Annotated in this window: 29 protein-coding genes; 21 read left to right on the forward strand and 8 right to left on the reverse strand. The window is 37.9% G+C overall.

Features of this window, described 5'->3' with window-relative positions; translation table 11 throughout:
* Nucleotides 1–30: 30 nt before the first annotated feature.
* From clpX to tig, 3 genes are all read right to left on the reverse strand, one after another.
* A complete protein-coding gene (gene clpX, locus HMPREF1528_RS09030; RefSeq protein WP_002672217.1) occupies nucleotides 31–1,263 on the reverse strand; it encodes an ATP-dependent Clp protease ATP-binding subunit ClpX in 1,233 nt (410 codons plus the stop codon).
* Nucleotides 1,263–1,922: an ATP-dependent Clp endopeptidase proteolytic subunit ClpP gene (clpP, locus tag HMPREF1528_RS09035; protein ID WP_016479514.1), complete on the reverse strand. Its 660-nt coding sequence runs from the start codon at nucleotides 1,920–1,922 to the stop codon at nucleotides 1,263–1,265. The genes clpX and clpP overlap by 1 nt, the downstream gene beginning before the upstream one ends.
* A 233-nt stretch (nucleotides 1,923–2,155) precedes the next feature.
* Entirely contained in the window at nucleotides 2,156–3,484 is a 1,329-nt protein-coding gene (gene tig / locus HMPREF1528_RS09040) for a trigger factor (RefSeq protein WP_016479515.1), read from the reverse strand.
* 526 nt (nucleotides 3,485–4,010) lie between these two features.
* Between tig and HMPREF1528_RS09045 the strand changes: the two genes are divergently transcribed.
* The 12 genes from HMPREF1528_RS09045 (at nucleotide 4,011) to HMPREF1528_RS09100 (ending at nucleotide 13,574) form a co-directional block, all read left to right on the forward strand.
* Complete coding sequence (locus HMPREF1528_RS09045) at nucleotides 4,011–4,856, forward strand: NADAR family protein (protein WP_016479516.1); 846 nt, start codon at nucleotides 4,011–4,013, stop codon at nucleotides 4,854–4,856.
* Between the two features lie 103 nt (nucleotides 4,857–4,959).
* Nucleotides 4,960–5,574 carry a uridine kinase gene (gene udk / locus HMPREF1528_RS09050; protein WP_002672209.1) on the forward strand — a complete coding sequence of 205 codons (615 nt, stop codon included), beginning with the start codon at nucleotides 4,960–4,962 and terminating at the stop codon, nucleotides 5,572–5,574.
* Nucleotides 5,574–5,882 carry a septum formation initiator family protein gene (locus tag HMPREF1528_RS09055; RefSeq protein WP_002672207.1) on the forward strand — a complete coding sequence of 103 codons (309 nt, stop codon included), beginning with the start codon at nucleotides 5,574–5,576 and terminating at the stop codon, nucleotides 5,880–5,882. The genes udk and HMPREF1528_RS09055 overlap by 1 nt, the downstream gene beginning before the upstream one ends.
* Nucleotides 5,883–5,912: 30 nt before the next feature.
* Nucleotides 5,913–6,230, forward strand: a complete 318-nt coding sequence (locus HMPREF1528_RS09060; protein ID WP_002672205.1) for a DUF4298 domain-containing protein — start codon at nucleotides 5,913–5,915, stop codon at nucleotides 6,228–6,230.
* A gap of 50 nt (nucleotides 6,231–6,280) precedes the next feature.
* A complete protein-coding gene (locus HMPREF1528_RS09065; RefSeq protein WP_009419677.1) occupies nucleotides 6,281–6,697 on the forward strand; it encodes a PaaI family thioesterase in 417 nt (138 codons plus the stop codon).
* A gap of 17 nt (nucleotides 6,698–6,714) precedes the next feature.
* Entirely contained in the window at nucleotides 6,715–7,335 is a 621-nt protein-coding gene (locus HMPREF1528_RS09070; protein WP_016479517.1) for an L-threonylcarbamoyladenylate synthase, read from the forward strand.
* A gap of 12 nt (nucleotides 7,336–7,347) precedes the next feature.
* Nucleotides 7,348–9,039 carry an energy-dependent translational throttle protein EttA gene (gene ettA, locus HMPREF1528_RS09075; RefSeq protein WP_016479518.1) on the forward strand — a complete coding sequence of 564 codons (1,692 nt, stop codon included), beginning with the start codon at nucleotides 7,348–7,350 and terminating at the stop codon, nucleotides 9,037–9,039.
* Between the two features lie 86 nt (nucleotides 9,040–9,125).
* Nucleotides 9,126–9,704 carry a flavin reductase family protein gene (locus HMPREF1528_RS09080; RefSeq protein WP_009412825.1) on the forward strand — a complete coding sequence of 193 codons (579 nt, stop codon included), beginning with the start codon at nucleotides 9,126–9,128 and terminating at the stop codon, nucleotides 9,702–9,704.
* A 188-nt stretch (nucleotides 9,705–9,892) separates the two neighbouring features.
* Nucleotides 9,893–10,432 carry an RNA polymerase sigma factor gene (locus HMPREF1528_RS09085; RefSeq protein WP_016479519.1) on the forward strand — a complete coding sequence of 180 codons (540 nt, stop codon included), beginning with the start codon at nucleotides 9,893–9,895 and terminating at the stop codon, nucleotides 10,430–10,432.
* A gap of 5 nt (nucleotides 10,433–10,437) precedes the next feature.
* A complete protein-coding gene (locus HMPREF1528_RS09090; protein ID WP_009750552.1) occupies nucleotides 10,438–10,770 on the forward strand; it encodes a hypothetical protein in 333 nt (110 codons plus the stop codon).
* 13 nt (nucleotides 10,771–10,783) lie between these two features.
* Nucleotides 10,784–11,374, forward strand: coding sequence for a hypothetical protein (locus HMPREF1528_RS09095; protein WP_016479520.1), 591 nt, complete (start codon nucleotides 10,784–10,786; stop codon nucleotides 11,372–11,374).
* 136 nt (nucleotides 11,375–11,510) lie between these two features.
* Entirely contained in the window at nucleotides 11,511–13,574 is a 2,064-nt protein-coding gene (locus HMPREF1528_RS09100) for a M13 family metallopeptidase (protein WP_016479521.1), read from the forward strand.
* Here HMPREF1528_RS09100 and HMPREF1528_RS09105 read toward each other — a convergent pair.
* The 3 genes from HMPREF1528_RS09105 to prmA are packed head-to-tail and all read right to left on the reverse strand — an operon-like array spanning nucleotide 13,538 to nucleotide 16,563.
* Nucleotides 13,538–15,037, reverse strand: a complete 1,500-nt coding sequence (locus HMPREF1528_RS09105) for a phytoene desaturase family protein (RefSeq protein ID WP_016479522.1) — start codon at nucleotides 15,035–15,037, stop codon at nucleotides 13,538–13,540. The genes HMPREF1528_RS09100 and HMPREF1528_RS09105 overlap by 37 nt on opposite strands.
* Before the next feature lie 3 nt (nucleotides 15,038–15,040).
* Nucleotides 15,041–15,727, reverse strand: a complete 687-nt coding sequence (locus tag HMPREF1528_RS09110; protein WP_016479523.1) for an SMUG2 DNA glycosylase family protein — start codon at nucleotides 15,725–15,727, stop codon at nucleotides 15,041–15,043.
* Complete coding sequence (gene prmA, locus HMPREF1528_RS09115; RefSeq protein WP_016479524.1) at nucleotides 15,727–16,563, reverse strand: 50S ribosomal protein L11 methyltransferase; 837 nt, start codon at nucleotides 16,561–16,563, stop codon at nucleotides 15,727–15,729. Before prmA ends, HMPREF1528_RS09110 begins: the two co-directional genes overlap by 1 nt.
* 498 nt (nucleotides 16,564–17,061) lie before the next feature.
* On the opposite strand from prmA, the gene HMPREF1528_RS09120 reads away from it, so the two are divergent.
* From HMPREF1528_RS09120 to HMPREF1528_RS09135, 4 genes are all read left to right on the forward strand, one after another.
* Nucleotides 17,062–17,712, forward strand: a complete 651-nt coding sequence (locus tag HMPREF1528_RS09120) for a phosphatidylserine decarboxylase family protein (RefSeq protein ID WP_009422183.1) — start codon at nucleotides 17,062–17,064, stop codon at nucleotides 17,710–17,712.
* 8 nt (nucleotides 17,713–17,720) lie between these two features.
* The gene (locus HMPREF1528_RS09125) at nucleotides 17,721–18,833 is read left to right on the forward strand and encodes a CapA family protein (RefSeq protein WP_016479525.1); all 1,113 of its coding nucleotides are present in this window, start codon (nucleotides 17,721–17,723) and stop codon (nucleotides 18,831–18,833) included.
* A gap of 7 nt (nucleotides 18,834–18,840) precedes the next feature.
* A complete protein-coding gene (locus HMPREF1528_RS09130; protein ID WP_016479526.1) occupies nucleotides 18,841–19,560 on the forward strand; it encodes a YebC/PmpR family DNA-binding transcriptional regulator in 720 nt (239 codons plus the stop codon).
* A gap of 92 nt (nucleotides 19,561–19,652) precedes the next feature.
* On the forward strand, nucleotides 19,653–20,201 hold the full coding sequence (locus HMPREF1528_RS09135; RefSeq protein ID WP_015782985.1) for an RsmD family RNA methyltransferase: 549 nt from the start codon (nucleotides 19,653–19,655) through the stop codon (nucleotides 20,199–20,201).
* Here the strand turns inward: HMPREF1528_RS09135 and HMPREF1528_RS09140 are convergent.
* Together HMPREF1528_RS09140 and HMPREF1528_RS09145 are read right to left on the reverse strand one after the other, a co-directional pair.
* On the reverse strand, nucleotides 20,198–20,887 hold the full coding sequence (locus HMPREF1528_RS09140; protein ID WP_016479527.1) for a DNA alkylation repair protein: 690 nt from the start codon (nucleotides 20,885–20,887) through the stop codon (nucleotides 20,198–20,200). The genes HMPREF1528_RS09135 and HMPREF1528_RS09140 overlap by 4 nt on opposite strands.
* Nucleotides 20,888–20,906: 19 nt before the next feature.
* Nucleotides 20,907–21,398, reverse strand: a complete 492-nt coding sequence (locus tag HMPREF1528_RS09145) for a DUF2271 domain-containing protein (RefSeq protein ID WP_016479528.1) — start codon at nucleotides 21,396–21,398, stop codon at nucleotides 20,907–20,909.
* A 145-nt stretch (nucleotides 21,399–21,543) separates the two neighbouring features.
* On the opposite strand from HMPREF1528_RS09145, the gene HMPREF1528_RS09150 reads away from it, so the two are divergent.
* The 5 genes from HMPREF1528_RS09150 to HMPREF1528_RS09170 all read left to right on the forward strand — a co-directional run bounded on the left by HMPREF1528_RS09150 (nucleotide 21,544) and on the right by HMPREF1528_RS09170 (nucleotide 26,565).
* On the forward strand, nucleotides 21,544–22,581 hold the full coding sequence (locus HMPREF1528_RS09150) for a DUF445 domain-containing protein (RefSeq protein WP_016479529.1): 1,038 nt from the start codon (nucleotides 21,544–21,546) through the stop codon (nucleotides 22,579–22,581).
* Between the two features lie 85 nt (nucleotides 22,582–22,666).
* Nucleotides 22,667–23,797: a tRNA guanosine(34) transglycosylase Tgt gene (gene tgt, locus HMPREF1528_RS09155; RefSeq protein WP_016479530.1), complete on the forward strand. Its 1,131-nt coding sequence runs from the start codon at nucleotides 22,667–22,669 to the stop codon at nucleotides 23,795–23,797.
* A gap of 97 nt (nucleotides 23,798–23,894) precedes the next feature.
* Complete coding sequence (locus HMPREF1528_RS09160) at nucleotides 23,895–24,971, forward strand: LptF/LptG family permease (protein WP_015782981.1); 1,077 nt, start codon at nucleotides 23,895–23,897, stop codon at nucleotides 24,969–24,971.
* 350 nt (nucleotides 24,972–25,321) lie between these two features.
* Entirely contained in the window at nucleotides 25,322–25,975 is a 654-nt protein-coding gene (locus HMPREF1528_RS09165) for a hypothetical protein (protein ID WP_016479531.1), read from the forward strand.
* A 146-nt stretch (nucleotides 25,976–26,121) separates the two neighbouring features.
* On the forward strand, nucleotides 26,122–26,565 hold the full coding sequence (locus HMPREF1528_RS09170; protein ID WP_016479532.1) for a hypothetical protein: 444 nt from the start codon (nucleotides 26,122–26,124) through the stop codon (nucleotides 26,563–26,565).
* The last annotated feature ends 5 nt before the right edge of the window (nucleotides 26,566–26,570 follow it).

The raw sequence follows: 26,570 nt of genomic DNA on the forward strand, positions 1-26,570 counted from the left end.
GAGCTACAAGCTCGCACCTGCTTTTGTAATTTAAGAAGCTATTTGCAAAGCTGATTTGTTCAGTTTTTCCTCAGCGTATTCTTTGGTTATTGTCAGTTCTTTTACGCCTGAATTAGGAAGCTCAAACATCGCATCAGTGAGTATATTCTCGCATAGTGAACGCAAACCACGTGCACCGAGTTTATACTCTAAGGCTTTCTCAACGATAAAGTCGAGTGCTTCTTCTGTTATATCAAATTTAATGCCATCCATCTCAAAGAGTTTTTTATACTGTTTGATGATAGCGTTCTTAGGTTCGGTAAGAATCATACGCAAAGTGTGTTTATCTAATGGATTCATATAGGTAAGCACCGGCAAACGACCTATAATCTCGGGTATCAAACCGAAGTCTTTTAGGTCTTTGGGTATGATGTATTGCACCAAGTTTTTCCTATCTACTTGTGTATTTTTAGACGAATTGTAACCCACCGCTTGCATATTCAGGCGTTTAGAAATAACACGCTCAATGCCGTCGAAAGCTCCTCCGGCAATAAACAAGATGTGTTCGGTGTTTACTTCTATATACTTCTGATCGGGGTGCTTGCGTCCGCCCTTGGGAGGTACGTTCACCACAGAGCCTTCGAGGAGTTTTAGCAGTGCTTGCTGTACCCCTTCGCCCGATACGTCACGAGTGATAGAGGGATTGTCGCTCTTGCGAGCAATCTTGTCGATTTCGTCTATGAACACGATGCCTCTTTCAGCTTTTTCCACATCGTAGTCAGCAGCTTGTAACAGGCGTGAGAGAATACTCTCTACATCTTCACCTACATAGCCTGCCTCAGTAAGTACTGTAGCGTCTACAATGGCAATAGGTACATTTAGCATCTTAGCAATGGTGCGTGCTACTAAGGTTTTACCTGTACCCGTTTCGCCTACCATTATCACGTTACTCTTTTGTATTTCCACTTCATCGTCGGCATCGGGTTGTTGCAAACGCTTGTAGTGATTGTATACCGCCACTGAGAGTATTTTTTTAGTAAAGTCCTGACCTATTACATACTGGTCGAGGAATTTTTTAATCTCTTGTGGGGTTTTCAGGGTCATATCACCCGATACTACAGGCTTACCTTTTTGAGCTTTAGTACCGAATGCCTCTTCTATAATGATATTAGCTTGTTCAACGCAATAGTTGCATATATTACCAGCCATACCGCGAATTAGCATCTCGGTTTCGGGTTCTGCACGACCGCAGAATGAACAATATTCTACTTCTTTTTTAGCCATTATTTTCTTTCTAACACTTCGTCTATCATACCATACTCTTTAGCTTCGCGTGCTATCATCCAGTAGTCACGTTCTGAGTCTTTATACACTTTAGCAAAAGGTTGCTTAGAGTGCTTGGCAATGATTTCGTAGAGTTCGTTTTTGAGTTTCAACATTTCTTTTAGATTTATTTCCATATCGCTGGCTACCCCTTGTGCACCTCCCGAAGGTTGGTGAATCATCACACGAGAGTGTGGCAATGCCGAGCGTTTGCCCTCAGTTCCAGCACATAGCAATACGGCAGCCATCGAAGCAGCAATACCGGTGCAGATAGTAGCCACATCAGGTTTTATAAACTGCATCGTATCATAAATACCTAATCCGGCATACACGCTACCCCCTGGCGAATTGATATAGATTTGAATATCTTTAGCGCTATCCACACTTTCCAAGAAAAGCAATTGCGCAGTAACAATATTCGCTACTTGGTCATTTACATCGGTGCCCAAGAAGATGATTCTATCCATCATCAAGCGCGAAAATACGTCCATTTGGGCTACATTCAGCTGGCGTTCTTCCATAATGTAAGGAGTCATACTGCCGATAATCTTATCGTAGTAAAGACTATTTACACCGTGCTGTTTAGTAGCATATTTTTTAAATTCGTCTGATAAATTCACTTTTTTAATGATTAATTGTTAATAATTAAAGGTTATCTTTTTAGGAAGTATGGTTAGAATAATGATTAACAGACTTCTACAAAATATCAAACTTTGTCTAAGTGTAGCTGTTTTTACCTTTTATCTCTTACCTTTTACCTAAAAAGGGTAGTCCAAAATTGCCAAAGTAAGATACAGAAATGGTATTTATCATTAGCAATTTTGGACTGGTTTTTTATGTTTTTTGTGAAGTTCTATTCAGGGAAAGCTAACTTTACAAATTCATCGAAAGTAACTTTCTTTACATCAGTATTTACATTTTCTTTGTAAAACTCAATGAGTTTCTTAAATACCAATTGTTGCTGAATGCGTTGTACTTCTTCTCGGTTTTGTAATACACGGTCTACAATGCCGTCTACATAACTATCGTCATCGGTAGGCATACCGTATTGAGATAACTGTGCTTTGATATAAGTGCGCGCAAAGTCTTTTAACTCTTCAAATTTAGGGTGCAAGTTATTATCTTCCATTACCTTGCCTTCGATAAGCTGATAACGCAATCCTTTTTCTGAATGCTCATATTCTTTTTCAGCTTCTTGCTCAGTAAGTTCTTTTTCACCAGCGGTGCGCAACCATTTTTTAAGGAAAGCAACAGGGAGGTCAAACTGAGTATTGTCTACCAAATAATCGGTAACAGTGTTTAAGAAATGCTGGTCGGCTTGCTCATTGTATTGTTGTTGAGCACCTTCTCTTATCTTGTTGCGTAATTGCTCTTCGGTGGTAACAGAACCATCAGGGAAAAGTTTATTAAACAATTCTTGGTTTAAAGCAGCTTTTTCGCGTTCATTCACTTCTTCCAGCGTAAAAGTAACTTCTACATCTAAGTGATGAGCTTCGTCGTGCGATACTTTTAAGTAGTGCATTAAGCTGTGTGCATCTTTGAACAACCCTTTAGTTTGCAACTGAAATTGGTCACCTATCTTTTTGCCCACAAACTCTTTGTGCACAGCATTGCTGAGTTCTTCTAAGGTGAAAGTAGCTTGTGAGTCAATACCTTTTTCCTCGTTAAAGAAAGTACCAGTCACTTCAAGACTGTCATCATCTATAACTTCGCCTTTGGCAACGAGTTTGCCAAATTGTTTCTGAATGCGTTCTATTTGTTTGTCGATTTGGTCATCAGTAACGGTAATTTCGTAGCGAACGATTCCTTTTTTAGGTTGCAAGTTTACTTCGATAGCAGGAGCCAAGCCTATTTCAAACTCAAAAGTAAAGTCATCGGTATCTAAGTCGATGTCTTTTTTCTCTTTGGGGAGAGGGTTACCTAAAATATTGAGTTTTTCATCGCCTATGTATTTGTATAACGAGTCTTGTAACACTCGGTTGATTTCGTCAAACTTCACAGCTTTTCCATACTGTCTTTTAATCATACCAGCAGGTACGTGACCCTTTCTAAATCCAGGAATAGAAGCAGTTTTTCTGTAATCGTTTAGTACTTTCTCTACTTTATCGGCGTAGTCGTTTTTTTCAATAGCTATCTTAATGACAGCATTCAAAGCATCTACTTGCTCTCTGTTTATATTCATTTTTTAAAAAATATTAATCCAAATTTTTCAGTTTGCAAAAGTAGTACATTTTTTTTATATAGCAAAACTTTATGCTAATTCTTATATTTTAAAAGCATCAATTTTACTTTTTTCTTCACCCTAAATTTTTAATCATTTTCATCTCACAATATTCTTTGCGTTGCTACATTCCTCAGAGAGGAAGTTTGCTCCAGCTCAGTATGTGAATAGGGAGAGGTTTCTTTTACCTTATCTTCATTCATTGTTCGTCATTTGTTCATCTGCCCGTGCGACTCGTACCGTCTTTTCTTCGTCTTTTCTTTATCTGCCTGTGCGGCTCGCACCGTCATTTGTTCGTCTTTTGTTCGTTCTTTCATTATCTGCTCTTGTGGCTCGCACCGTCTTTTTATTACCTGCCCATCGTGCTATGATTGCCTGTCGTGCTACGACTGCCCGTACGACTCGCACTGTGGTATTAACAGCGCATTTGCTAATTATCTAATTATTTACTATCTTTGCCCCATTGTTAATGATTAATTATTCAATTATGGATTATATGACTCCGCAGTGGATTAAATATCCTGAACTTTCTGAATTTACGATGGGCTGGCGTATGGGCTATGGCGAAGAGTACCGTTACCATTTTTGGGATTGGTACGACACGCTTACATCTAAACAGCAACAAGAGTATCAAAAGCTTTTTCCTTATCCTGTTTTTTGGCATCACAACAATTGGAAAATGATTAATAATGACGGTAAATTATCTCAAGATATTGTTGATAATGAAGAGGATTATTACTTTGGAAGTATTTCCTTTTGGCAACCTAAGGGAATGTGTAAATATTCCAAAGAAACTTTTATCAATTCATCTAAAAAGCTCAAGTTCCTTTTCTTTTGGAAACCTAATGCCGATGCCATAGATGAATCCTGTTTTTCACAATGGCAACTTTCGCCTTTTAATGTAAATGCCGATGAATATTCGTGTACTGAGCAGTATATGATGGCTGAAAAAGCACGTTTGTTTGACGATGAAGAAGTAGAAAAGGAAATAATGAACATCACTGACCCTAAGCTGATAAAGGCTTTAGGCAGAAAGGTACGCAATTTCGACCCTGCCGTATGGGATAAGGTGAAATACAGTATTGTACTTAATGGCAATTACTATAAATTTACCCAAAACCAAGCAATGATGGATTTTCTTTTATCTACGGGTGATAAGATATTAGTAGAAGCCAGTCCGTTAGACACCATTTGGGGCATTGGTTTAGGTAAAGATAACGAAAAAGCGTTCAACATCGCTTCGTGGCGTGGTAAGAATCTCTTGGGGTTTGCCCTAATGGAAGTACGAGATGAACTACGCAAACTTTATAAGAACGCACACTTGTTGCTGTAGTATATAAAGACCAATCACTAAAAGAACTTCTCATTGACGATTTTTAAGTTTTACTTTGTCAATTGAGTAGTATTTTATACTTTTGCCCCAAAATACATCAAAGATGCTTATCATAGGAATTACAGGAGGAACAGGTTGTGGTAAAACAACTGTTGTTAATCAAATTATTAAAGAACTCTCAGGCGAGGAAGTTACCGTTATTTCACAAGATTCTTACTATAAAGATTTGAGTTATCTTAGCTTTTCTGACCGCACCAAAATCAATTTCGACCATCCCAACTCTATCGATTTTGATTTGCTTAAAGAACATTTATTAGCATTAAGAGAAGGAAAAGATATTCAAAGTCCTACTTATTCATTCGTAGAACACAACCGTACTAACGAAACCATTTTAGTTAAACCTACCAAAGTAGTAATTGTAGAAGGTATTCTTATCTTTGCACACCCCGATATCCGTGAGCTTTTTGATATTAAAATATTTGTACACGCCGATTCTGATGAACGACTTATACGTCGTATCAAACGCGATACAACCGAGAGAGGTCGTGATGTGAATGAAGTGCTCAATCGCTATCAAACCACCTTAAAACCTATGCATTTAGAGTTTATTGAACCAGCTAAAGAATTCGCCGATATCATTATTCCTAATAATAAGCGCAATAAAGTAGCTATTGATATCATTAAAACAATAGTGCATAACCGTATATTTCAAAAATAATGAAAAAGTTACTTGAATATCTATCTTTATTGAAGGGCTATAAACTATATCTCGCCATATTATTCTTTTTTATAATATGGATGACTTTCTTTGATGCTAATTCTATATTAACTCACCACGAACTCAATAAAGAAAGAGAAAAACTCAATAAGCAAAAACAGTTCCTTAAAAGGGAGATTGAAAAAGATAAAAAAGAACTTCAATCTCTTTACACCGAAGAAGGTAAAGAGAAGTTAGGACGTGAAATATACTATCTCAAACACGACGACGAAGAAGTGTTTATCATCGAATACGATAGCATTAATTAAAACAATAAACTAACTTTTTTTGAATTAGCTATGAACAAACGATATGAGAATATTAGCAAGATGAACGACATTCTTGCTAAATTAGAAAATACTCTTACCAAAGCTCAAGAAGTATTGGAAGAATGGAAAGCAATCCAACCTGAGTATGACCAGTTGGTAGCTTATTACGATAGTAAACAGTGGCGCCAAGACTATTTTGATAGCAACGATGGTAAAATACCTGACGAAGTACCGCAATGGGTACTTACACAAGATGCTATTTTTGATGCTATTGGTACTCAGTTTTATTTAGCTGATGAATATCGCACTTTATTGGATAAAATTAAAGCAAAAGAAATGAATCCTTAGGAAATCACCGCTTATACTTTTGTAAACTCTTAAAGTTTTTACCAAATCATATGAATAAAGAAACCTTGCAACAACTGTGGGAAACACTACCGCCTAATAATTTAATGCGTGATTGGCAAATGGAAATTGCTGAAATTACTGAAAGTACTATTACTCTTAGTATGCCAGTTACCGAACGCGTTACTCAGATAGACGGGGTTCTTCACGGAGGGGCTACACTTGCGCTGGCAGAAACAGCAGGGAGTTTAGGAGCTTATTTGCTCTATCGAGAAGAAGGAGAGCAGATACGAGGTATAGAACTAAGTGCTAATCACGTGCGAGCAGGTAGGGTAGGAGATACACTCTATGCTAAGGCAATATGTGTGAATGCAGGTAGAACGCTCCAGTTATGGGAAATAAAAGTAACAAATCAAGACGAAAAGCTTATCTCTTACTGCAAATTTACCACTATACGAATTAATTACTAACTGTTAATCATTGAAAAATGGCTGAGTTTATAAAACTATATAATGAAAATCCCAATGAAAAAGATATAAGTAGGGTAGTAGAAGTCCTTCGCCGTGGAGGATTGATTATTTATCCTACCGACACAGTTTACGGATTGGGCTGTGATATTACTAACACTAAAGCTCTTGAAAAGATTGCTCGTATCAAAGGTGTAAAGCTCGAAAAAGCAAACTTCTCTTTTGTGTGTTCTGATTTAAAGAACCTATCAGATTACGTAAAACAAATAGATACAAGTACTTTTAAGTTGTTGAAACGTACGTTACCTGGTCCTTATACTTTCATTATGCAAGGTAATAATAATTTACCTAAAGATTTTAAGAAGAAAAAAACAGTGGGTATTCGTGTCCCCGATAATTTAATAGCTCGTACAATTGTAGAGAAATTAGGGAATCCTATTGTATCTACCTCTATTTATGATGAAGATGATGTGATAGAATATACCACCGATCCAGAACTTATTTTCGAGAAATGGCAAAACAAAGTGGATTTAGTGATTGATGGAGGTTATGGCGATAATGTAGCTTCCACAGTTATAGACCTTTCAGGAGATACTCCCGTGGTGCTACGAGAAGGGAAGGGAGATATTGATATTTTCTAAACAAATGAAATAATGGCTGACGATAAAAAGATAATCTTTTCGATGAATAAGGTAAGCAAAACCTATTCATCTACTAATAAACAGGTACTCAAAGATATTTACCTAAGTTTCTTCTATGGAGCCAAAATAGGTATTTTAGGGCTTAATGGCTCTGGTAAATCCTCTCTCCTAAAAATTATTGCAGGGATAGATAAAAACTATCAAGGAGAAGTAGTATTTGCTCCTAATTACACCGTAGGCTATCTCGAACAAGAACCTCATCTTGATGATGATAAAACTGTTATTGAAGTAGTACGCGAAGGAGTAGCCGAAACAGTAAAGCTCTTAGAGGAATTCAATCATATCAACGACCTTTTTGGACTCGAGGAAAACTATTCTGACCCCGATAAGATGCAAAAGCTGATGGATAAGCAAGCCGAGTTACAAGATAAGATAGATGCCTTGAATGCTTGGGAGCTCGACAATCAGTTAGAAGTAGCGATGGAAGCCCTCCGTACCCCTGAGCCCGATACGCCTATCAAAGTGCTTTCGGGAGGAGAACGCCGTAGGGTGGCACTCTGCCGTCTGCTCTTGCAACAACCTGATGTTTTGTTACTCGACGAGCCAACTAACCACCTCGATGCAGAATCGGTATTGTGGTTAGAACAGCATCTGCAACAATATGCAGGTACAGTCATAGCCGTTACCCACGACCGTTATTTTTTAGACAATGTAGCGGGTTGGATATTAGAGCTCGATCGTGGAGAAGGTATTCCTTGGAAAGGCAATTACTCTTCTTGGCTCGAACAAAAAGCTAAACGTTTGGCTCAAGAACAGAAAACTGAAAACAAACGTCAAAAAGTATTGGAGCGTGAGCTCGAATGGGTACGTCAAGGAGCTAAAGGACGTCAAGCTAAACAAAAAGCACGTTTGCAGAACTATGACCGTCTGCTCAATGAAGACCAAAAACAATTAGAAGAAAAGTTAGAAATATATATCCCCAATGGACCTCGTTTAGGAACTAATGTAATAGAAGCACGTCACGTAGCCAAAGCTTTTGGTGATAAGCTACTCTATGATGATTTAAACTTTGTGCTTCCTCAAGCAGGAATAGTGGGAGTGATAGGACCTAATGGAGCAGGTAAATCTACTATCTTCCGTATGATAATGGGTGAAGAACAGCCCGATAGCGGTGAGTTTCTGGTAGGTGACACGGTGAAGATAGCTTATGTAGATCAAACTCACAAACAGATAGACCCCGAGAAGTCTATATGGGAGAATTTCTCTGGTGGACAAGATCTCATTATGATGGGGGGTAGACAAGTGAACTCTCGTGCTTATCTCAGTAGATTTAACTTTGGAGGTAGCGAACAAAATAAAAAAGTAGCCACTCTTTCAGGTGGAGAACGCAACCGTTTACACTTGGCAATGACTCTTAAAGAAGAGGGTAACGTATTACTGTTAGATGAGCCTACCAACGATTTAGACGTAAATACTCTTCGCGCCTTAGAAGAAGGTTTAGAGAACTTTGCAGGTTGTGCAGTAGTGATTTCACACGACCGTTGGTTTTTAGACCGTATTTGTACTCATATCTTAGCTTTTGAAGGTGACTCACAAGTGTATTTCTTTGAAGGTAGCTTTTCAGAGTATGAAGAGAATAAGAAAAAACGACTTGGCAAAGAAGTAACACCTACTCGTATTAAGTATAAGAAATTAGTACGGTAAGAATAATAAATATGAAAACTTTTTGATAAATATTTATTGTTTTTCCAATTAGATTTTGTACTTTTGTGCCAAAATAAAAAAATAGTATGAAGTCTTTTTTACCAACTATGTTTTATTACGGGTTTCCTGTAGTACTTCTTACTACTACCGATAAAGATGGAAACGCCGATGTAACGCCTATTTCAAGCACCTTTACTTTAGGTGCGAATGCTGTGATAGCACTTGTAAAACTAAACAAGGCTTATCATAATGTGATGGAAGTGCCCGAGGTAGTTTTTAACCTCCCTACGGCAGCTATGTGGGAAAAAGTAGAGGCTATTGCCCCTTATACCGCTCAAAACCCTGTGCCCCCTCAAAAAATGGGTAAATACACTTATACTGACGACAAGTTTAGTATTGGAGGATTTACCCAATTACCTTCAGAAAAAGTACGCCCTCCGCGTATTGCCGAATGCCCTATTCAGGCAGAAGCTAAAGTGAAAAACGTGAATGACCGCGATGCTTATGTACTTGTAGAATTGGAATTTGTGCAAGTACACGCTGAAGACCATTTGGTAATGGAAGGTAATAAAATCAATCCATTAGAGTGGGAACCACTTATCTATAATTTTAAACATTATTACGGATTGGGAGAGCACAAAGGTTTGAATTTCAGTATTAAGTAATGGCTCATCTAAGATAAGAAAAAAGAAAGCTTTGCTAAAAATCTTACAAGGTTTAGCAAAGCTTTTTTGATTTACAGAAAAAAAAATCACCTATCAATTTTACTTTTACTCATTTGGTAGGTCTTTATTTACAGAACGTTTGTTTAAATAAATCTATTGAAAAAACAAACCAAAAAACAGTTATCGCAATGATAATAGATGATAAAACCATAATAGTTGCGATGAACGAGCACCCTGAAAACGGATTCCGATTGCTGATGAATAAATACAAAAAAGTAATATATTGGCATATTCGGCGAATTGTAGTTGAGCACGAAGATGCACAAGATGCCGTACAAGAAACCTTTATACGAGTGTTCCGGTCATTTAATACATTCAAAAATAAAGATTCTTTTAGAGCTTGGATTTACAAGATTGCTACTAATGAAGCCTTACGCCTTTTAAGCCGAAGAAAAGAGGAACAACTCTCGTTAGATAGCTTGGAAATATATGCCAATAGTATAATGAGTGCTAACTATGTTGATTACACCGATTTAGAAAGCGTGAAATTGCAGAAAGCCATCTTATCATTGCCTACAAAACAGCAATTGGCATTCAATCTTCGTTATTACGACGAGTTAAATTATAATGAAATAGCCCAAATAACCAACTCAACCATAGCAAACGTAAAGGCTAATTATCATAATGCCAAAAATAAAATTGTAGAATATATGAAAACCCACGATTAACAGCTATGAAAACAGATTTTAATTTTAGCAAAATAGGTAAAAAAATGCCTTATACAGTGCCTGATGATTTTTTTGAACAAATAGAAGATACTATTTTGGAAAAAGTAAAAAATCATCAACCTATATCCTCCAAACCTAAGAAAAATTTTAGGTTGATAACCTTCAAGGTTACTCTCGCTATAGCAGCAACTATTGCTTTGTTTTTTATCGTAAAAAATGTGTTTTTTGAACAGCACACTACTATTTCGGATGTTGAACAAGCTTTTAGTAAGCTCAGTGAAGAAGACCAAAATTATATCATCACAGTCTTTGAAGACGACGTATTTATTAACGAGTAAAAACAACAAACGTATGAAAAACAATTTTTTAAAACTATTTCTGTTAGCTATTGTAACAATAGCTTTTAGAGGAGCTCTGTCAGCTCAAAGTACTGATAAACAGCATTTATCACGTGAAGAATTGGCTATTGCACAAGCCAAACAAATTGCTAATGAACTTGCTTTGAGCGATGTCGCATCCAAACAGTTCATTGAAACTTTTTGTCAGTATCAAAAAGAATTATGGGCACTTCGTTCTGAAAAAAGGACTGATACCCCAGCAGATATGATAACTGAAGATCAGGCAAAGAAGGCCATACAAGAACAGTTTGAACATAGCCAAAGGATACTTGACCTCAGGAAAGATTACTACGCCAAGTATAGTAAGTTTCTCACCCAAAAACAAATAAAACGGGTTTATGATTTGGAAAAAAAAGCAATGAACCGCTTCCAAGAAAATTTTTTTTATCTTCACAAACAACGCGCCGACCTTTACCAGCAGAGATTAAATGAACGGAAACAGAAAATGGATGAACGGAAACAGAAAATGGATGAAAAGAGACAAAAAATAAATGAAAAGAGACAAAAAATAAATGAACTGAGGAAGGAAATAAGCAAACTATAAACCTTTCTTTATCCCATTCTTTGCTAAGCTTTTCGTAAGGCTTAGCAAAGTTTTTTATGTTAAAATTCTTCATCCTTCTTTGCTAATTGTTAATTATTTTTTACCTTTGCTTCATTAAACAAAAACATTATACAAGATGATGAGAAAAACAGTAAAAACCGCACTGTTGTTTTCGTCGGTAGGGCTAATGGTTGCCTGTGGCGGGAATAACAAAAAATCAGAAAATGTAATGACAGACAAAAATGCTGACAAGGGGATTGCTCTTGCTGAAATGGACACTACGGTGCGTCCGCAAGATGATTTCTACAATTATGTGAACGGCACTTGGGCTAAAACTGCCAAAATACCAGCCGATAAACCTACGTGGGGCTCTTTCCATATCTTACGCGAGAAAACCGATGAGAATTGCTTGCTCATCTTGGATAATCTCCTCAAGGAAAACTTTGCTCAAGGTACTGAAGGTCAGAAAATAAAAGACCTCTACGAATCGTTTATCGATTGGAAAAAACGCGATGCCGAAGGGCTCAAACCTATTGAAGGTTATTTGAATAAGATTGAGGGTATTAAAAACCTCACAGATCTTCAAAAGTATTTGGAAGAGGTAACTCGCGAGGGCGAAAACCCAATCTGTGCTTGGGGGGTATATGCCGATATGAAGGATTCTAATATGAATACTGTGTATCTCGGCAACTTTAGCATCGGTATGGGGCGCGATTACTACCAAAAAGACAACAAGGAGAATACTGAGGCTTTACAAAAGTATCAAGATTATGTAAAGGCTATCTTCAAAGTGCTTAAAGACGATAAAGCTGCTGAGAAAGCTAAACAAATGGTAGATTTTGAACGCTCGGTAGCCAAATTGATGCTCACCAATGAGGAAGACCGCAACCCTAACCTTAGCTACAACCCTCAAACAATGGCTGAGCTCAGCAAATTAGTGAAGAACCTCAATCTACCTCAGTTTCTTAAAAACGTAGGGGTGAACACTGATAAAGTAGTTGTTTCTGAAATTCGTTTGTACAAACAATACGATAAGTTTATCAACGAAAAGAACTTGCCTCTTATCAAAGATTACCTTAAATATCAATTAGTAGCTGATAATGCGAGCAACCTTACCAAAGAACTCGATGAGCTTTCTTTTAACTTCTACAACAAGGAGTTGCAAGGACAACAAGAACAACGCCCAATGAACAAACGCGCTCTAAGTGTGATCAATGGTATTTTGGGTGAAGCCTTTGGTAAATTGTATGTAGAAAAGTATTTTCCACCTAAAGCTAAAGAAGAAATGGTTACTTTGGTAGATTATCTCAAAAAGAGCTTTGCACAACATATTAAAGATGTAACTTGGATGTCAGATGCTACTAAGGAAAAGGCTTTGGCTAAACTCAATAAATTTACTGTGAAAGTAGGTTACCCTGATAAGTGGGAAGATTACTCTAAACTGACCATTGAACCGGCTACTAAAACGGTGTATTTTGCTAACTTGCAACGCGTGAGTGAATGGGCTTACCAAAAGAGTTTGGAAAAAGTAGGCAAGCCTGTAGATAAAACTAAATGGGGTATGTCGCCTCAAACAGTGAATGCGTATTACAATCCGTTGTATAATGAAATTGTGTTCCCTGCGGCTATCTTACAACCTCCTTTCTTCAATTTCGAAGCCGACCCTGCAGTGAACTTCGGTGGTATTGGTGCTGTAATAGGTCACGAAATGACACACGGATTTGACGATAGTGGCGCTGAATTTGACGGCGATGGTAATCTAAAAAATTGGTGGACTCCTGAAGATAAAAAGAACTTTGAGAACGCTACCAAAGCCCTTGCTAAACAATACGACCAATACGAACCTGTAAAAGGTGTATTTGTAAATGGTACTTTCACCAGTGGTGAAAACATAGCTGACCTCGGTGGGGTGAACATCGCTTTTGATGCTTTGCAAATGTACTTAAAAGACAAAGGCAATGTAGCTAAAATAAGCAACTTCACTCAAGAACAACGTTTCTTTATCTCTTGGGGTACCGTATGGCGTACACTTTCTACTGATAAATACCTTACAAACCAAGTAAAAACCGACCCTCACAGTCCAGGATATTTCCGTTCATTTGGTCCGCTTGTGAATGTAGATGCTTGGTATAAAGCCTTTGATGTAAAAGAAGGTGATAAACTCTATAAAAAACCTGAAGACCGCATCAAAATTTGGTAGGTGAGCACCGCACTGATAGTAACTCCTACTAATCCGTGCATTGCAACACTCTGCCCTGTAACATACAAATTTTTGATGTGAGTTTGTGGCATAAAAACGCTTTCCATTATATGGTTAGCGTTTTTTTTGTAGCCGTACAATGCTCCCGTAGGGTTTCCTATATAATCGCGGTAAGTGAGTGGGGTAGAGGTGTAGTAATGAGCAATAGCACTTTTGAGTGTAGGAAATTGTTGAGCAACTACATCTAATAAATCCATAGTACGCTGACTTTTGAAAACTTCATACTGGTTGCCTCTTGGGTTGCCCTCGGTGTTGGTCGTAAAACTATTTTGCCAGCGTTGCAGTTCATCAGTGTTCATATAGGTGAGGATAGTAACATTATCAGTATACTCCCTGCTGTCCTTTGGTGGATTCATAGAGAGCATATACGAAAGCGGGAAGTTGTTAGTAGGGTAATTAGTAGCGTGGTAAACACTGTTATTATCCTTAAACCAATACACATTATAGGGCAAGTAGCGAAAAGAATTTGGCTTGAGTACCAAATGCAATGAAAAGGCAGCAACCGTAGGTTGTAAGCTCTGCACGCGTTTGCAAAAAGAAGGCTTAAAAGGCGTTTTGCCTGTGATGTTGAGTAGTTGCTTTACATCTATAGCCGAGATGATTTGTTTTGCAACAAACTGCTCTCCTTGTTTGGTGAGTACTGTGTTGATAGTATTCCCTTCACTGTATTCAAAGCCTATGACCTCCCTTTGGTTGAAAAGGTCAGCACCATATTGGCGCAATTTTTCAATAAGCAAGTTGGTGATTTGGCTACCCCCTTGTGTGAGTCGCCAAGCGCTTTCTATATATGAATTGACCGATAGCGCGTGCACGTATAAAGGTGTCTGCTCATCAGCGCCTCCATAGAGAAAGTTAGAGCCCAAGAGCACAGCTTTGAGTCGGTCGTTGGTAGTAATACCGTTGAGGAAGTCTAAGAGTTTTAGGGAAAGTGTATATACATCGTAATCGGCTACTGCTTTTTTATGGCGGTAGAGTGGAAACTTATCGCAAATAGATTGCATTGTGTGGGCGTACGCTTCTAAGGCTTTCTTTTCATTGGGAAAGTAGGAGAGGAGTTGTTGTACAAAGTTCTCATAACCTTGAGCGTGAGGATACATCACGTTAGGTGTATCGCCAAAACAAATACGGTCGTAGCCGTTTATATCAAGGCGTTCTACCGAAAGATGATTGGCAATACCTACATCTTTAAAATACTCGTATAACACCTGACCTTCAGCAAGACTTCCTATGTAATGCACTCCTGTATCAAACAGCGTATTATTGCGCACAAAAGTTTGCAGGTTACCCCCATACTGCTCATTTTTCTCCAATATACACACTTTCTTTCCTGCTTTAGCCAAGAGCAAAGCCGAAAAGAGCCCCGAGAGTCCGCTACCTATCACCAAAACATCGTATTGCTTCATTGTCTATATTCCAAAACTCGTCAAAAACTTATCGATATACAACTGTTTTTCTTTTGATTTATACTGTTGGATAAAGCGAGGATGCTCTAATACTACCATTTCACCAAATAAAGCAGCTTCTTTATTCAATTTTTGTAAAAAAGTAGCGTTCTTTTTGCCTAATACGAACACCTTTTGAGTATCTACTCCTAAGGCGATATGCTTTTTTAAAGTTTCTATCATATAATCCTTTAATGATTTGAAGAGTGCCTCTTCATCGTAATAATTAGCATTGAGCCATTTGCCGTCAGAGGCTTTTCGCACAATAGCCAAAGGAAAAGGAGAATTGATATAAAAATCATTGTAGAACTTAGTAACTCCACCGTATGCTTTTATCATATCATACATAAAAACCGATGATACTTCGTGGGTATGTGCAGACTTCATTACAATACCACACTCGCTTTCTAATCGCTTGGTATCAGTAAAAGGAACGCCTGTAACCCCTGCCCCGTGTCGGCTGGGATTGATACCTATAATGAATTTCCGCTGACGGTTATCGTTGTAGAATTTGTGATAAAAAGCACGCATTACCTCCATAGTTTCAGGGTTATCTATATAAGGATTGAGCACATCAAAACCCTTAGGCAAGGATTGGTTATACTCTAAATGTGTGTTGAAGTTGATAATTCTATCGGCAAAAGTACTCATTAGGCTTGTTTTTTGAATTTTACTGCTACCCAGTTGTTGCGTTCTAAGTTCTTGATGTATTGCAAACCGTATGCTTCCGCTTTTTCGCGGATAAGAGGTATATCTTCCTTGTAAAAACCACTGAGCAAGAGAGTGCCTCCTGTTTTGAGAGCTGGCACATACTGCGGTATATCGTTTAAGAGAATATTACGGTTGATATTCGCAATAATAAGGTCGAAGTCTTTTTCATTAGCCAGTGAAGAAGCATCTCCCAACTGTACTTTGATGTGCTCACAGCCATTGCGTTCTACGTTTTCTGTGGAGTTCTCTACACACCATTCGTCTACATCAATAGCGAGTACCTCGGTAGCACCGCGTTTGGCTGCCATAATAGCGAGTACGCTTGTGCCACAACCCATATCGAGCACCTTTTTGCCTTTGAGTTCCTCTTTTAAAAGAAATTGCAACATCATATAAGTAGTTTCGTGATGACCAGTACCGAAACTCATCTTAGGGTCGATAACAATTTCATAAGGGGTATGTGCTTCGGGGTGAAAGGTAGCACGAACGGTACACTCATCGTCTATGGTGATAGGTTCGAAGTGTTTTTCCCATTCCTCATTCCAGTTCACCTGTTCAATAGTTTGATGTGTGTAGGTAATTTGGAACTCCTCGCTGTGAAGTATCTGTATGTCAGAGAGTATATCAGCATTCCAAAAGGGTTCTTGTATATAAGCCTGCAAACCGGTTTCGGTATCTACAAAGCTCTCAAAGCCTACTTCGGCGAGTTCGGCAACTAATATTTCAGAAGCAACCCCCATAGGGGCAATGGTAAAAGTGTATTCTATGTAATTCATTAAATATAATTGATTATCAGTATTATTTATTTAAGTGGAGTACTGATTAGAAAACTGAGAAAAAAATGTTAAAATATATAAAAACCGTGCATTTTCTTCAAAAAAATTGATTAAAACACTTCTTTATCTTTATTGCTATGAAAAATATTAAATATTTATTAATCAGTTATATAAGAGTTACAGCTACTCTGCCGTTTAGATGGTGTTAGAGCGAAGCTAAGACGAAGGAAAGACGAACCTAAGACGAAGGTAAGCCGAAGCTAACGTCTTATTAAGCTGTATTTCAATTGGTAAAAACTTCAATTTTCGACATTGAGGAAAAAATGTTAAAATTGCCGATATGCCAAAAAAAATGCAATAGTTATTAAAGTTTTAATGTCAGAGGGCAAAAGTAGTAAAAAAATAGGGAAGACCAAGAATTATGGTTGAAAAATATTTATTGTGCGTTGCAATTTGTTAATTCTTTCGTATCTTTGCACCCTAAAATAATTGCATACAATGTTTCACAAGGAAGGTTTTAAGATTATTCTCATTACGCTATTCGCCGTGATAGGTATATCGCTTATAGCGCATTATTTTGTTGATATACCGTGGCTTAAGAAGCTTATACAGATAGTAGCTTTTTTATTTTTGATAGCTATATTGCAGTTCTTTAGAAATCCTAAACGCATTACGCCTAAAAATGACCAGCATATTATCGCTCCCGTAGACGGTAAGGTGGTGGTGATAGAAGAAGTGTTTGAGAAAGAATATTTTAAAGATAAACGTTTGCAGGTATCGATTTTTATGTCGCCTGTGAATGTGCACGTAACTCGTTATGCTTTAGGCGGAAAGGTTACTTATAGCGAGTATCACCCGGGAAAGTATTTGGTAGCGTGGCACCCTAAGGCTTCGGAAGAGAATGAACGTACTACCATAGTGGTAGATAACCCTGTGTTCGGTGAAGTGTTATACCGACAAATAGCGGGAGCATTGGCTAAACGCATTGTGAATTATGCCAAAGTGGGTGAAACAGTGGTACAAGGCGAAGATGCTGGATTTATCAAATTCGGGTCGCGTGTAGACGTGTATTTGCCTTTGGGGACGAAAATAAATGTACAACTCAATCAGACCGTAAAAGGAGGAATTGATGTGATTGCCGAAAAATAAAGGATAAGATGCAGAGAATCTTATTGTTAATAGCATTAAGTTTTAGTGGATATGCTACAGCCCAAATAGATAGTTTGGTGCATACTACTGTTGATACCTTACTCGTTCGTACCAAAGATACGCTTACCATAGTAGCCGTTGGCGATGTGATGATAGGCTCGGGTTTTCCTGCTGGTTATTTGCCTAAGGACGATGCGGTGAACAGTTTTAAATACGTAAAACCCTATCTGAAAGGTGATATTGTGTTCGGAAATTTAGAAGGAGCGATACTCGATAGTGGCGATTCGGAGAAGTGCAAGGATACAGAAGAGAGTCCTTGCTATGTTTTCCGTATGCCCAACCGCTATGGGAAAATCATTAAGGAAGCAGGTTTTAACCTGATGAGTACCGCTAATAATCACGCCAATGACTTTGGTGAAAAAGGACGGCGCAATACGGCTAAAATACTCGATAAGGTGGGTATATACCACGCAGGACCAGTAGAAAAAAAGTCGGTTGTATTTGAGAAAGAAGGCATAAAGTACGGTTTTTGTGCTTTTTCGCCCAATAGCAATATGCTATCGATAAACAACATAGAGCAGGCTACCAATTTGGTAAAGGAATTGCGCCCACAGGCGGATATCCTTATTGTTTCTTTCCACGGAGGTGCTGAAGGCTCTAAAAATACACGCGTGCCGAGAGCTGATGAGTTTTTTTTCGGTGAAAATAGGGGGAATGTGTATAAGTTTGCGCACTCGGTAATAGACGCAGGTGCTGATATTGTATTGGGGCACGGGCCTCACGTTACCCGCGCGGTGGAAGTGTACAATAGGAAGTTTATCGCTTATAGTATGGGAAATTTCAATACTTATGGGCATTTTAATCTGCAAGAAGTTAATGGTATTGCTCCTTTGCTTGATATTAAGATTGACCGCAAAGGCAATTTTCTTTATGCCAATGTGATTTCAGTGAAACAGACGAAAGTGAAAGGATTAAAACTCGATAATGATTGCAAGGTGTTTAATGAGATGAAACGGCTTACTCATCTTGACTTTCCTGAGACACCTTTACACTTTGTGAATAACCAAATTTTGATTAAAACAACAGAACAGACAGATAACAAACTAATAACTAATAACTGAAATAAAAATGGGAAGAGCATTTGAATTTAGAAAAGCCCGTAAATTTAAGCGTTGGGCAGCAATGGCAAAAACATTTACCCGTTTAGGGAAAGACATCGTAATGGCAGTGAAAGAAGGAGGTCCTCACCCTGAGAGTAACTCGCGTTTGCGTGCCGTGATACAGAATGCCAAAGCCGCCAATATGCCTAAAGAAAATATTGAGCGTGCCATCAAAAAAGCAACTGAAAAAGATACTGCAAACTATAAAGAAGTCCTTTTTGAAGGTTATGCTCCTCACGGTATTGCTGTACTCATAGAAACGGCAACCGACAATAACAACCGTACCGTAGCTAATATCCGCAGTTATTTTAACAAGTGTAATGGTACTTTAGGCACATCGGGGTCAGTGGAGTTTATGTTCGACCACACTTGTAACTTCCGTATTAATGGCAATGGGATAGACCCCGAAGAGTTGGAACTCGAAATGATAGACTTCGGGGCAGAAGAAGTGTTTGTAGACGAAGACGGTATCCTCATCTATGCGCCTTTTGAGAGCTTTGGAGCTATCCAAAAAGAGTTAGAAAGCCGTAACATAGAAATCTTATCGTCAGGCTTTGAGCGTATTCCACAAGTAACGAAAGAACTTACCCCTGAAGAACAAGCCGATGTGGAGAAACTTCTCGAGAAGATAGAGGAAGATGAGGACGTGCAACAGGTGTACCACACAATGAAAGAAACGGAAGAATAATTAATGAGTTTATCCTTTACCCAAGAAGCTATGAACGAGGTAATGCAGAGTTTAACAGTGAGGGAAACTGTTCAATAAAAAGGTTAATCTTTATGAGAATAATATCAGGGAAGAATAAAGGGAAACAGCTTATAGCACCTAATAAATTGCCAGTTCGCCCTACTACCGATTTTGCGAAGGAAGCTCTTTTTAATATACTCAATAACTATTATTATTTTGAAGAACTTTCTGTACTCGACCTTTTTGCAGGAACAGGAAATATTAGCTATGAGTTTGCCAGTAGAGGTTGCCCCTCAGTATTATCAGTTGATAACCATAACGGTTGTGTGCAATTTATCAATAAAATAGCACGTGAATTAGTCTACCCTATTACAGCACTTAAAGCCGATGTATATGAATATTTAAAACGTACTACTCAGCAGTTTGATGTTATCTTTGCTGACCCTCCGTATGATTTCCCGATTGAAAAGTTTGTTACTATTGCCGATATTGTCTTCAATCAAAACTTACTTACTGAAAATGGAATGCTCATTATTGAACATTCGTCTAAAACAGATTTATCAGAACAGCCATTCTTCTCACAAGCGAAGAAATATGGAGGGAACGTATTTAGTTTTTTTGAAAGAGAAGAACAAGATTAGAGTTTAAACTGCAACAAATATTTTTTAGTATCTTCGGAAATACGACGGCTTTCTCTTGCTTTTTGTATACTCTTATTTTGAACAAAAGGAGAAAGTGTTTTTGATTCTATGTAAGGGATTGTTGCTTCATATTGTTTTGTTAAAGCAGTAGCAAAGTACCACGCTATCATCATATTTATGTAATATTCATCTGAGGTAATTTTTGCTACCCAGGTTAAGTATTCTTCCTTAAAAAGAGCATCTAAATAATTAGACAATAACAACCCAATTCCGTAACGTACTGTATAGGTTTCTTTGCTTGTAATCCATTGTTTGATGTGTTTTAATGTCTCTTCGGGGTATTTCAAGAAGATTTTAGGAGCAAAAGTATCACACGTAGCCCAATTATCAATATAAGGGAGGAACCGCTCTGTATATTGCATCGCTTTATCAAAATCTTTTAACTGTTCAATGATAAAACCGTGTAGATTATTCTCCTCATAATAATAATGAGGTAACTCTTCTAAGAAAGACATTGCTTCAGTGGGGTAATGCTTTACTAATTCTTTAGCCAACGCTCGCATTGCAGGTATTCTAACCCCTATAATACGAGATTTCTCCATAGTGGGAATCAAATTCGCTGTAAAATCTCTATAAGGAGAGTCTTCTAATGCCCATAAACGGTCTAAAATAATTTCTTTACTCATAATTTCTTTAAGGAGATTGTCAATCGTTAGGCATTAATCTCACATAACGGATATATCCTTTACCTTCAACTTTAGTGTTAAGATTTTCGGTTTTAAATTCCATTTCAGCATCTTTAGCGTAGTAATATTCATCTTCAACGGCAGTCTCAAAACGTATTTTGTAGCCCTTGTTCAGTTTACTATCATCAATTGTAAGTATCTTTACAGCGCGTTCACCTCCGCTAATGGTAGCTCCCGTAATCCCATCAATTGTCTGGCGTTTGCCATAAAACTTCCACCATTGAGTAAGATCGTCGTACCATTCAGGATCATCTCCAAGAATTTGTAGTGTTTGCTCATATTTACCTTCGGGATTGATGAGTGAAACTACTATGTAGGCTCCTTCACCCTTGTAATTGGTGAGTTGTATGAGGCATTTGTATTTTTTAACAGTTGCTTGCTGTACAAATGAAAGAGTAAGTAAAGCAATTATTCCTACGGCTAATGTTTTTAAAAAGTGCTTTTTTATCATCTTTATTACAAGTTTTAAAATACTACTATTTAGAATAAACTGATGCAAAGATAGGCAATAATTACTATCTGACAATTTATATTACTCAACTTTTTTATTTTTCCCACTTTTCTTCGTACCTTTGCGCCTGAAAAACTGATAATTTATGAACAGTTCCAAGCGCCAAAAACTACAACACCACAAGAATATAGCTACGGGGCTCTTTGTTTTGATGCTCATCATTTATATGGCTATGATGGTATGGCATAAAAAAGCTCTCGAACTCACTTTTATAGGTTATATAAAGGCTTTTTCCGAAGCCGCTATGGTAGGAGCGCTTGCCGATTGGTTTGCAGTAACAGCGCTCTTTCACAAACCATTAGGATTAAACATTCCACATACCAATCTCATTGAGGAAAGAAAGAATGACATCGGGGAGAATTTAGGTGATTTCGTGGTGGAGAACTTCCTTAAACCTAAACAGATACGCCCTTACATCACCGATATTAAAATATCATCATTTATAGTTGAGTGGCTCTCGAAAGAAAGTACTCCTCACCAGATAGAAACTTTTGTAAGAAAAATACCTCTCAATGCAAAAGTAAGCGAAGTTCTCACCACTTTTTTAGACGAGAATAAACATCAGAAATTCCTTCGAAGAGCTTTTGAAAAGGTAGCTACTTATCTCGCCGAACATCAAGAGCTGGTGCAACACGAAATTGACAGCCAATTTTCTCCTCTTGTTCCATCGTTTATTAAAGATACAATTACTCGGAAGGTAAGCAATGGGCTCTATCAGTTAGTTGTAAAAGCATCGGAAGATGAAACACACCCTATCAGGGCTGAAATTACAGCGCAATTATATGAATTTGCTGAAAAACTCAATACTCCTGAGTGGGAACAACATCTTGCAAAGCTATTGCGCACCGCTACGGAGCGCCTCACCGATGAACTCCGCCAAAATGCCCAGCTGCAACATCAAATAGACGCTTGGGTACAGAAAACTGCCTATCAGTTTGTGCTAAAAAACAAAGAAGAAGTGGGGAAACTCATCAGTCATACGGTGGAGAACTGGGAGGGACGCGAATTGAGCGAAAAACTTGAATTGGAAGTAGGTAAAGACCTCCAATTTATCCGTATCAATGGCACTTTGGTAGGCGGATTAGTCGGTTTGGCTATTTACGCCTTTACTCAGTTATTCTGAAAGAGATATTAGCCTATTTGCTAGCTTTTCTAATTTGCTAATTTGCTAATTCTTCCCTACCTTTGCGCCCGAAAATGTTTCAACTATGGATTTTGAAATACTAAAAACAGACGAACATACTAAAGCACGTGCTGGGAAGATTACTACCAGCCACGGCGTGATTGAAACCCCCATTTTTATGCCTGTGGGAACGGTGGGAAGCGTAAAAGGAGTGCACCAACGCGAACTGAAAGACGATATTAATGCCGATATCATCTTGGGAAACACCTATCACCTCTATTTGCGACCTCAAACACCCATTTTGGAAAAAGCAGGAGGCTTACATAAGTTTATTAATTGGGATAGAAACATACTTACCGATAGCGGTGGTTATCAAGTATATTCATTGGCTGCCAACCGAAAGATAAAAGAAGAAGGTGTAAAGTTCAAAAGTCATATCGATGGCTCTTTTCACGTTTTTTCACCCGAAAAAGTAATGGAAATAGAGCGCAGTATAGGTGCTGATATTATGATGGCTTTTGATGAATGCACGCCTTATCCTTGTGAATACGGTTATGCAAAACGTTCAATGCATCTCACGCATAGGTGGCTCGATAGATGCATTGCTCACCTCGAAAAAGTACCTCCTAAATACGGTTATCATCAAAGTTTATTCCCGATAGTACAAGGGTCAGTCTATAAAGACCTTCGTACACAGTCTGCCGAATATATTGCAAGCAAAAATGCCGACGGAAACGCTATCGGGGGGCTATCAGTAGGTGAACCCGTAGAACAAATGTATGAAATAACCGAACTTGTATGCGATATTCTCCCCAAAAACAAGCCCCGATACCTTATGGGAGTAGGTACACCTGTTAATATATTGGAAAATATTGCTTTGGGAGTGGATATGATGGATTGTGTAATGCCCACGCGCAATGCTCGCAACGGAATGCTCTTTACTGCAAAAGGAATTATCAATATTAAAAACAAAAAATGGGAAGATGATTTCTCGCCCATAGACCCTGATGGGCATACTTACGTAGATACCTATTACACGAAAGCCTATTTACGTCATTTATTCGCTGCTAACGAGTTTTTGGGCAAACAAATCGCTTCAATTCACAATCTTGGTTTCTATTTATGGCTTGTGAGGGAAGCTCGCCGACAAATTGTAGCAGGTACTTTTCTTACGTGGAAGACAAAAATGGTTACTGATATGTCAAATCGTCTTTAAACAAATTAAATTAATTAATATACTTCTGATAAAAACGCTTTTGCGTCGCTAATTCCCCCTTTGGAGGGGGATAGAAGGAGGTTTAAAAAACAAAAAAATGAAAATACTCGACTGGTACATCTTAAAACGCTATCTTCTTACCTTTTTTATGATGATAATTCTCTTTATTCCTATCGGAATTATCGTAGATTTATCTGAAAAAGTAGATAAGATGATACAAAAGGGCGCTCCGATGAACGAAATACTGTGGTATTACCTCAGTTTTATCGTTTATTTTGCCAATATATTGTTTCCCATCTTGCTATTCCTCTCTATCATCTGGTTTACATCGAAGTTAGCCAATAATACCGAGATAATCGCTATCCAGAGCTCAGGTGTATCGTATATGCGCTTTTTGCGTCCGTATATCGTGGGTGCGAGTATCATTTCGGTGATAGTGTTTTTTATGGGAATGTTTATTGTACCCGCTGCCAGCACTGTGTATAATGATTTTTGGAATAAGTATATACGTTCTTCGAAGGTGGAAAGCGTTTCAGACCTTTACAATCAGTTTTCTGACAACGATTATCTTTATGTAAGCTCGTTTAACTACCAAGACAAACGCGGGTATAATTTTTCAGTAGAACATTTTAATGGTATTAAGATGACGGAAAAGATAAATGCCGAAACGATTCAGTGGATAGACAGCACGAAAACCTATCGACTTACCAATTACTCCAAAAGAAAGATAGGGGAGGGCGACGATGTGATAGTGAAACGCGACCAGTTAGACACGATATTCAATTTCAAGCCTGATGACCTAATGCCTATGGAATATACAGCGGAAAATAAGAACTTGTTTGAGCTAAACAAGTTTATTGAACGCGAAAAGATGAAAGGTTCACCCAATTTAAATATGTATCTATTGGTAAAATACCGCCGTTGGGGTGCTATAAGTACTGCCTTTATTCTTACGCTTATCGGCGTGGCTGTTTCATCGGTGAAAAAGCGCGGAGGAATGGGAATCAACCTAATGGTGGGGGTAGTCGTAGGGTTTAGCTTTGTATTTTTCGACCGTGTGTTTGGAACCCTTGCCCAAACCTCAGGGGGCTTATCACCTTTGATGGCTGTCCTCTTGCCTAACCTTATTTTCCTTACCTTAGCTATCTTGTTACTCCGGAAAGTAAGAAATTGATAGAACATTTTAACCCTTTGTAACACCAAAAGAAAGTGCTGCAGTTGTAAAACAAAAGAAAGTAAATTTAAAAGATAATAGAGTAATAAGATAACAAAACTAAGTAATAAGTAAAAAGCGTATTGTAATGCCAAAATAACCCACTGTAACTATAAACGAAAGTAGTGTAACAACTTATCGTCTTATTTTAAATTGATATGAGAAGTTTACAAAGAATGCTTTTCTACAAACAAAAACAATAATTTGTACAATGTTATTTGGCAGGATTTTTGCGGTATAAAAATGAATGTAAATCATAATGATTTAACATTTTTCAACTAATTTATAGACCTTTTAAAATATGTAATATTATGAAGGAAAAGAGCACAGAATTAAAAATACTTGAAAACAGGCGTTTGTTATTTACCAATTACAGTGAAATAGCCGAATTGAAAGCTCAGTTAGAGGAATATCAATACAATGAAGAGGCTATGAAAGTAGGTAAAGCGCTTTATGACAAAGCACAAGCCGCTTATAACGATAATTTGGCAAAAACAAGCCAAACGGTAGAGAAAAGAGCCTTGTTTGAAAAGGCTTATAAAGCGATGAGCGACAAATATAAAGAGCATCGTAAGGTCGCAAAAGTAGCGTTAAAAGCATCTCCCGAAGCGCTGGTATCATTTGGATTAAAAGGAACGATGTCGCGCGATTATCTGGAAGGTTTAGCCATCACGAAAAAGCTTTACGAGGGCATTAAAGCCACTACTACCCAGCGAGCAGCGCTCGACAGGTTCAAACTTACCGAAGCCGTCGCCGATGAACAGCTTTCAGCCATTGCGAAAGTGGAAGAGCTCCGTGCGCAATACGTGAAATTGCGCGGTATCGACCAGCAAGCCACTCAGGATAAGAACAAAGCCTTTGAGGCAATGAACAAATGGGTGAAGGAATTTTACGAAGTAGCCAAGATAGCCCTTTCTGACCGTCCGCAACTACTTGAAAGCATTGGTAAACTCGTAAAGAGTTAGTTGTAACGCAATAATATAAACATTTTAGCACAGAAGCCCACCCGCCACCAAAGTTAAGAATTTGTTCTTTTTCTTGTTTATAAATTTTTATTAGATTTTAGGGTGTGGCTTCTGTGTATTTTTAAGTTGCACAAAAGAATAATATTATGAAAACAGCTATAGAATTTAAAGAAACACAATTTTCTTATATATTACTGTCTTTTTTAGCTCTTTTTGTAGGGATTATAGCTTTTTCAGGCTATCAAAACAAAGGAGGTTGGGTAATAATTCTATTATTAGTGGCTATTTTAGTAGCTGTATTCTATAAACTCACTATTGTAATAGATGATTATGGTATTGTAGCTTCATTTGGTATCGGTTTTTTGAGTAGACGAATGAATTTTCAAGAAATGGACGTCTCTACTATTCAATTCATTGATATTCCTTGGTATTATGGCATTGGGATACGTTATACTTCGGCAGGTATCATCTATAATACGAAACATAATAAGGCAATCAGGATAGTGTCTAAGGACAGAAAGAAAGTGTTTTTGGTAGGAACTGACCATTATGAGGAAATAAAGTCGATACTTCTGCAAAAGAACAACTAAAAGCC

The organism is Capnocytophaga sp. oral taxon 336 str. F0502 (genome assembly GCF_000411575.1).
Taxonomy (GTDB): Bacteria; Bacteroidota; Bacteroidia; order Flavobacteriales; family Flavobacteriaceae; genus Capnocytophaga; species Capnocytophaga ochracea.

What these genes read in the sequence shown, in the direction of transcription:
- prmA (WP_016479524.1), bottom strand. Translation starts at nt 16,563, where the DNA reads ATGAATTACATAGAATACACTTTTACCATTGCCCCTATGGGGGTTGCT.
- HMPREF1528_RS09130 (WP_016479526.1), top strand. Translation starts at nt 18,841, where the DNA reads ATGGGAAGAGCATTTGAATTTAGAAAAGCCCGTAAATTTAAGCGTTGG.
- udk (WP_002672209.1), top strand. Translation starts at nt 4,960, where the DNA reads ATGCTTATCATAGGAATTACAGGAGGAACAGGTTGTGGTAAAACAACT.
- HMPREF1528_RS09125 (WP_016479525.1), top strand. Translation starts at nt 17,721, where the DNA reads ATGCAGAGAATCTTATTGTTAATAGCATTAAGTTTTAGTGGATATGCT.
- tig (WP_016479515.1), bottom strand. Translation starts at nt 3,484, where the DNA reads ATGAATATAAACAGAGAGCAAGTAGATGCTTTGAATGCTGTCATTAAG.
- HMPREF1528_RS09055 (WP_002672207.1), top strand. Translation starts at nt 5,574, where the DNA reads ATGAAAAAGTTACTTGAATATCTATCTTTATTGAAGGGCTATAAACTA.
- HMPREF1528_RS09150 (WP_016479529.1), top strand. Translation starts at nt 21,544, where the DNA reads ATGAACAGTTCCAAGCGCCAAAAACTACAACACCACAAGAATATAGCT.
- HMPREF1528_RS09135 (WP_015782985.1), top strand. Translation starts at nt 19,653, where the DNA reads ATGAGAATAATATCAGGGAAGAATAAAGGGAAACAGCTTATAGCACCT.
- ettA (WP_016479518.1), top strand. Translation starts at nt 7,348, where the DNA reads ATGGCTGACGATAAAAAGATAATCTTTTCGATGAATAAGGTAAGCAAA.
- HMPREF1528_RS09165 (WP_016479531.1), top strand. Translation starts at nt 25,322, where the DNA reads ATGAAGGAAAAGAGCACAGAATTAAAAATACTTGAAAACAGGCGTTTG.
- tgt (WP_016479530.1), top strand. Translation starts at nt 22,667, where the DNA reads ATGGATTTTGAAATACTAAAAACAGACGAACATACTAAAGCACGTGCT.
- HMPREF1528_RS09090 (WP_009750552.1), top strand. Translation starts at nt 10,438, where the DNA reads ATGAAAACAGATTTTAATTTTAGCAAAATAGGTAAAAAAATGCCTTAT.
- HMPREF1528_RS09105 (WP_016479522.1), bottom strand. Translation starts at nt 15,037, where the DNA reads ATGAAGCAATACGATGTTTTGGTGATAGGTAGCGGACTCTCGGGGCTC.
- HMPREF1528_RS09140 (WP_016479527.1), bottom strand. Translation starts at nt 20,887, where the DNA reads ATGAGTAAAGAAATTATTTTAGACCGTTTATGGGCATTAGAAGACTCT.
- HMPREF1528_RS09045 (WP_016479516.1), top strand. Translation starts at nt 4,011, where the DNA reads ATGGATTATATGACTCCGCAGTGGATTAAATATCCTGAACTTTCTGAA.
- HMPREF1528_RS09080 (WP_009412825.1), top strand. Translation starts at nt 9,126, where the DNA reads ATGAAGTCTTTTTTACCAACTATGTTTTATTACGGGTTTCCTGTAGTA.
- HMPREF1528_RS09160 (WP_015782981.1), top strand. Translation starts at nt 23,895, where the DNA reads ATGAAAATACTCGACTGGTACATCTTAAAACGCTATCTTCTTACCTTT.
- HMPREF1528_RS09060 (WP_002672205.1), top strand. Translation starts at nt 5,913, where the DNA reads ATGAACAAACGATATGAGAATATTAGCAAGATGAACGACATTCTTGCT.
- HMPREF1528_RS09070 (WP_016479517.1), top strand. Translation starts at nt 6,715, where the DNA reads ATGGCTGAGTTTATAAAACTATATAATGAAAATCCCAATGAAAAAGAT.
- HMPREF1528_RS09120 (WP_009422183.1), top strand. Translation starts at nt 17,062, where the DNA reads ATGTTTCACAAGGAAGGTTTTAAGATTATTCTCATTACGCTATTCGCC.
- HMPREF1528_RS09085 (WP_016479519.1), top strand. Translation starts at nt 9,893, where the DNA reads ATGATAATAGATGATAAAACCATAATAGTTGCGATGAACGAGCACCCT.
- clpX (WP_002672217.1), bottom strand. Translation starts at nt 1,263, where the DNA reads ATGGCTAAAAAAGAAGTAGAATATTGTTCATTCTGCGGTCGTGCAGAA.
- HMPREF1528_RS09095 (WP_016479520.1), top strand. Translation starts at nt 10,784, where the DNA reads ATGAAAAACAATTTTTTAAAACTATTTCTGTTAGCTATTGTAACAATA.
- HMPREF1528_RS09170 (WP_016479532.1), top strand. Translation starts at nt 26,122, where the DNA reads ATGAAAACAGCTATAGAATTTAAAGAAACACAATTTTCTTATATATTA.
- HMPREF1528_RS09065 (WP_009419677.1), top strand. Translation starts at nt 6,281, where the DNA reads ATGAATAAAGAAACCTTGCAACAACTGTGGGAAACACTACCGCCTAAT.
- HMPREF1528_RS09110 (WP_016479523.1), bottom strand. Translation starts at nt 15,727, where the DNA reads ATGAGTACTTTTGCCGATAGAATTATCAACTTCAACACACATTTAGAG.
- HMPREF1528_RS09145 (WP_016479528.1), bottom strand. Translation starts at nt 21,398, where the DNA reads ATGATAAAAAAGCACTTTTTAAAAACATTAGCCGTAGGAATAATTGCT.
- HMPREF1528_RS09100 (WP_016479521.1), top strand. Translation starts at nt 11,511, where the DNA reads ATGATGAGAAAAACAGTAAAAACCGCACTGTTGTTTTCGTCGGTAGGG.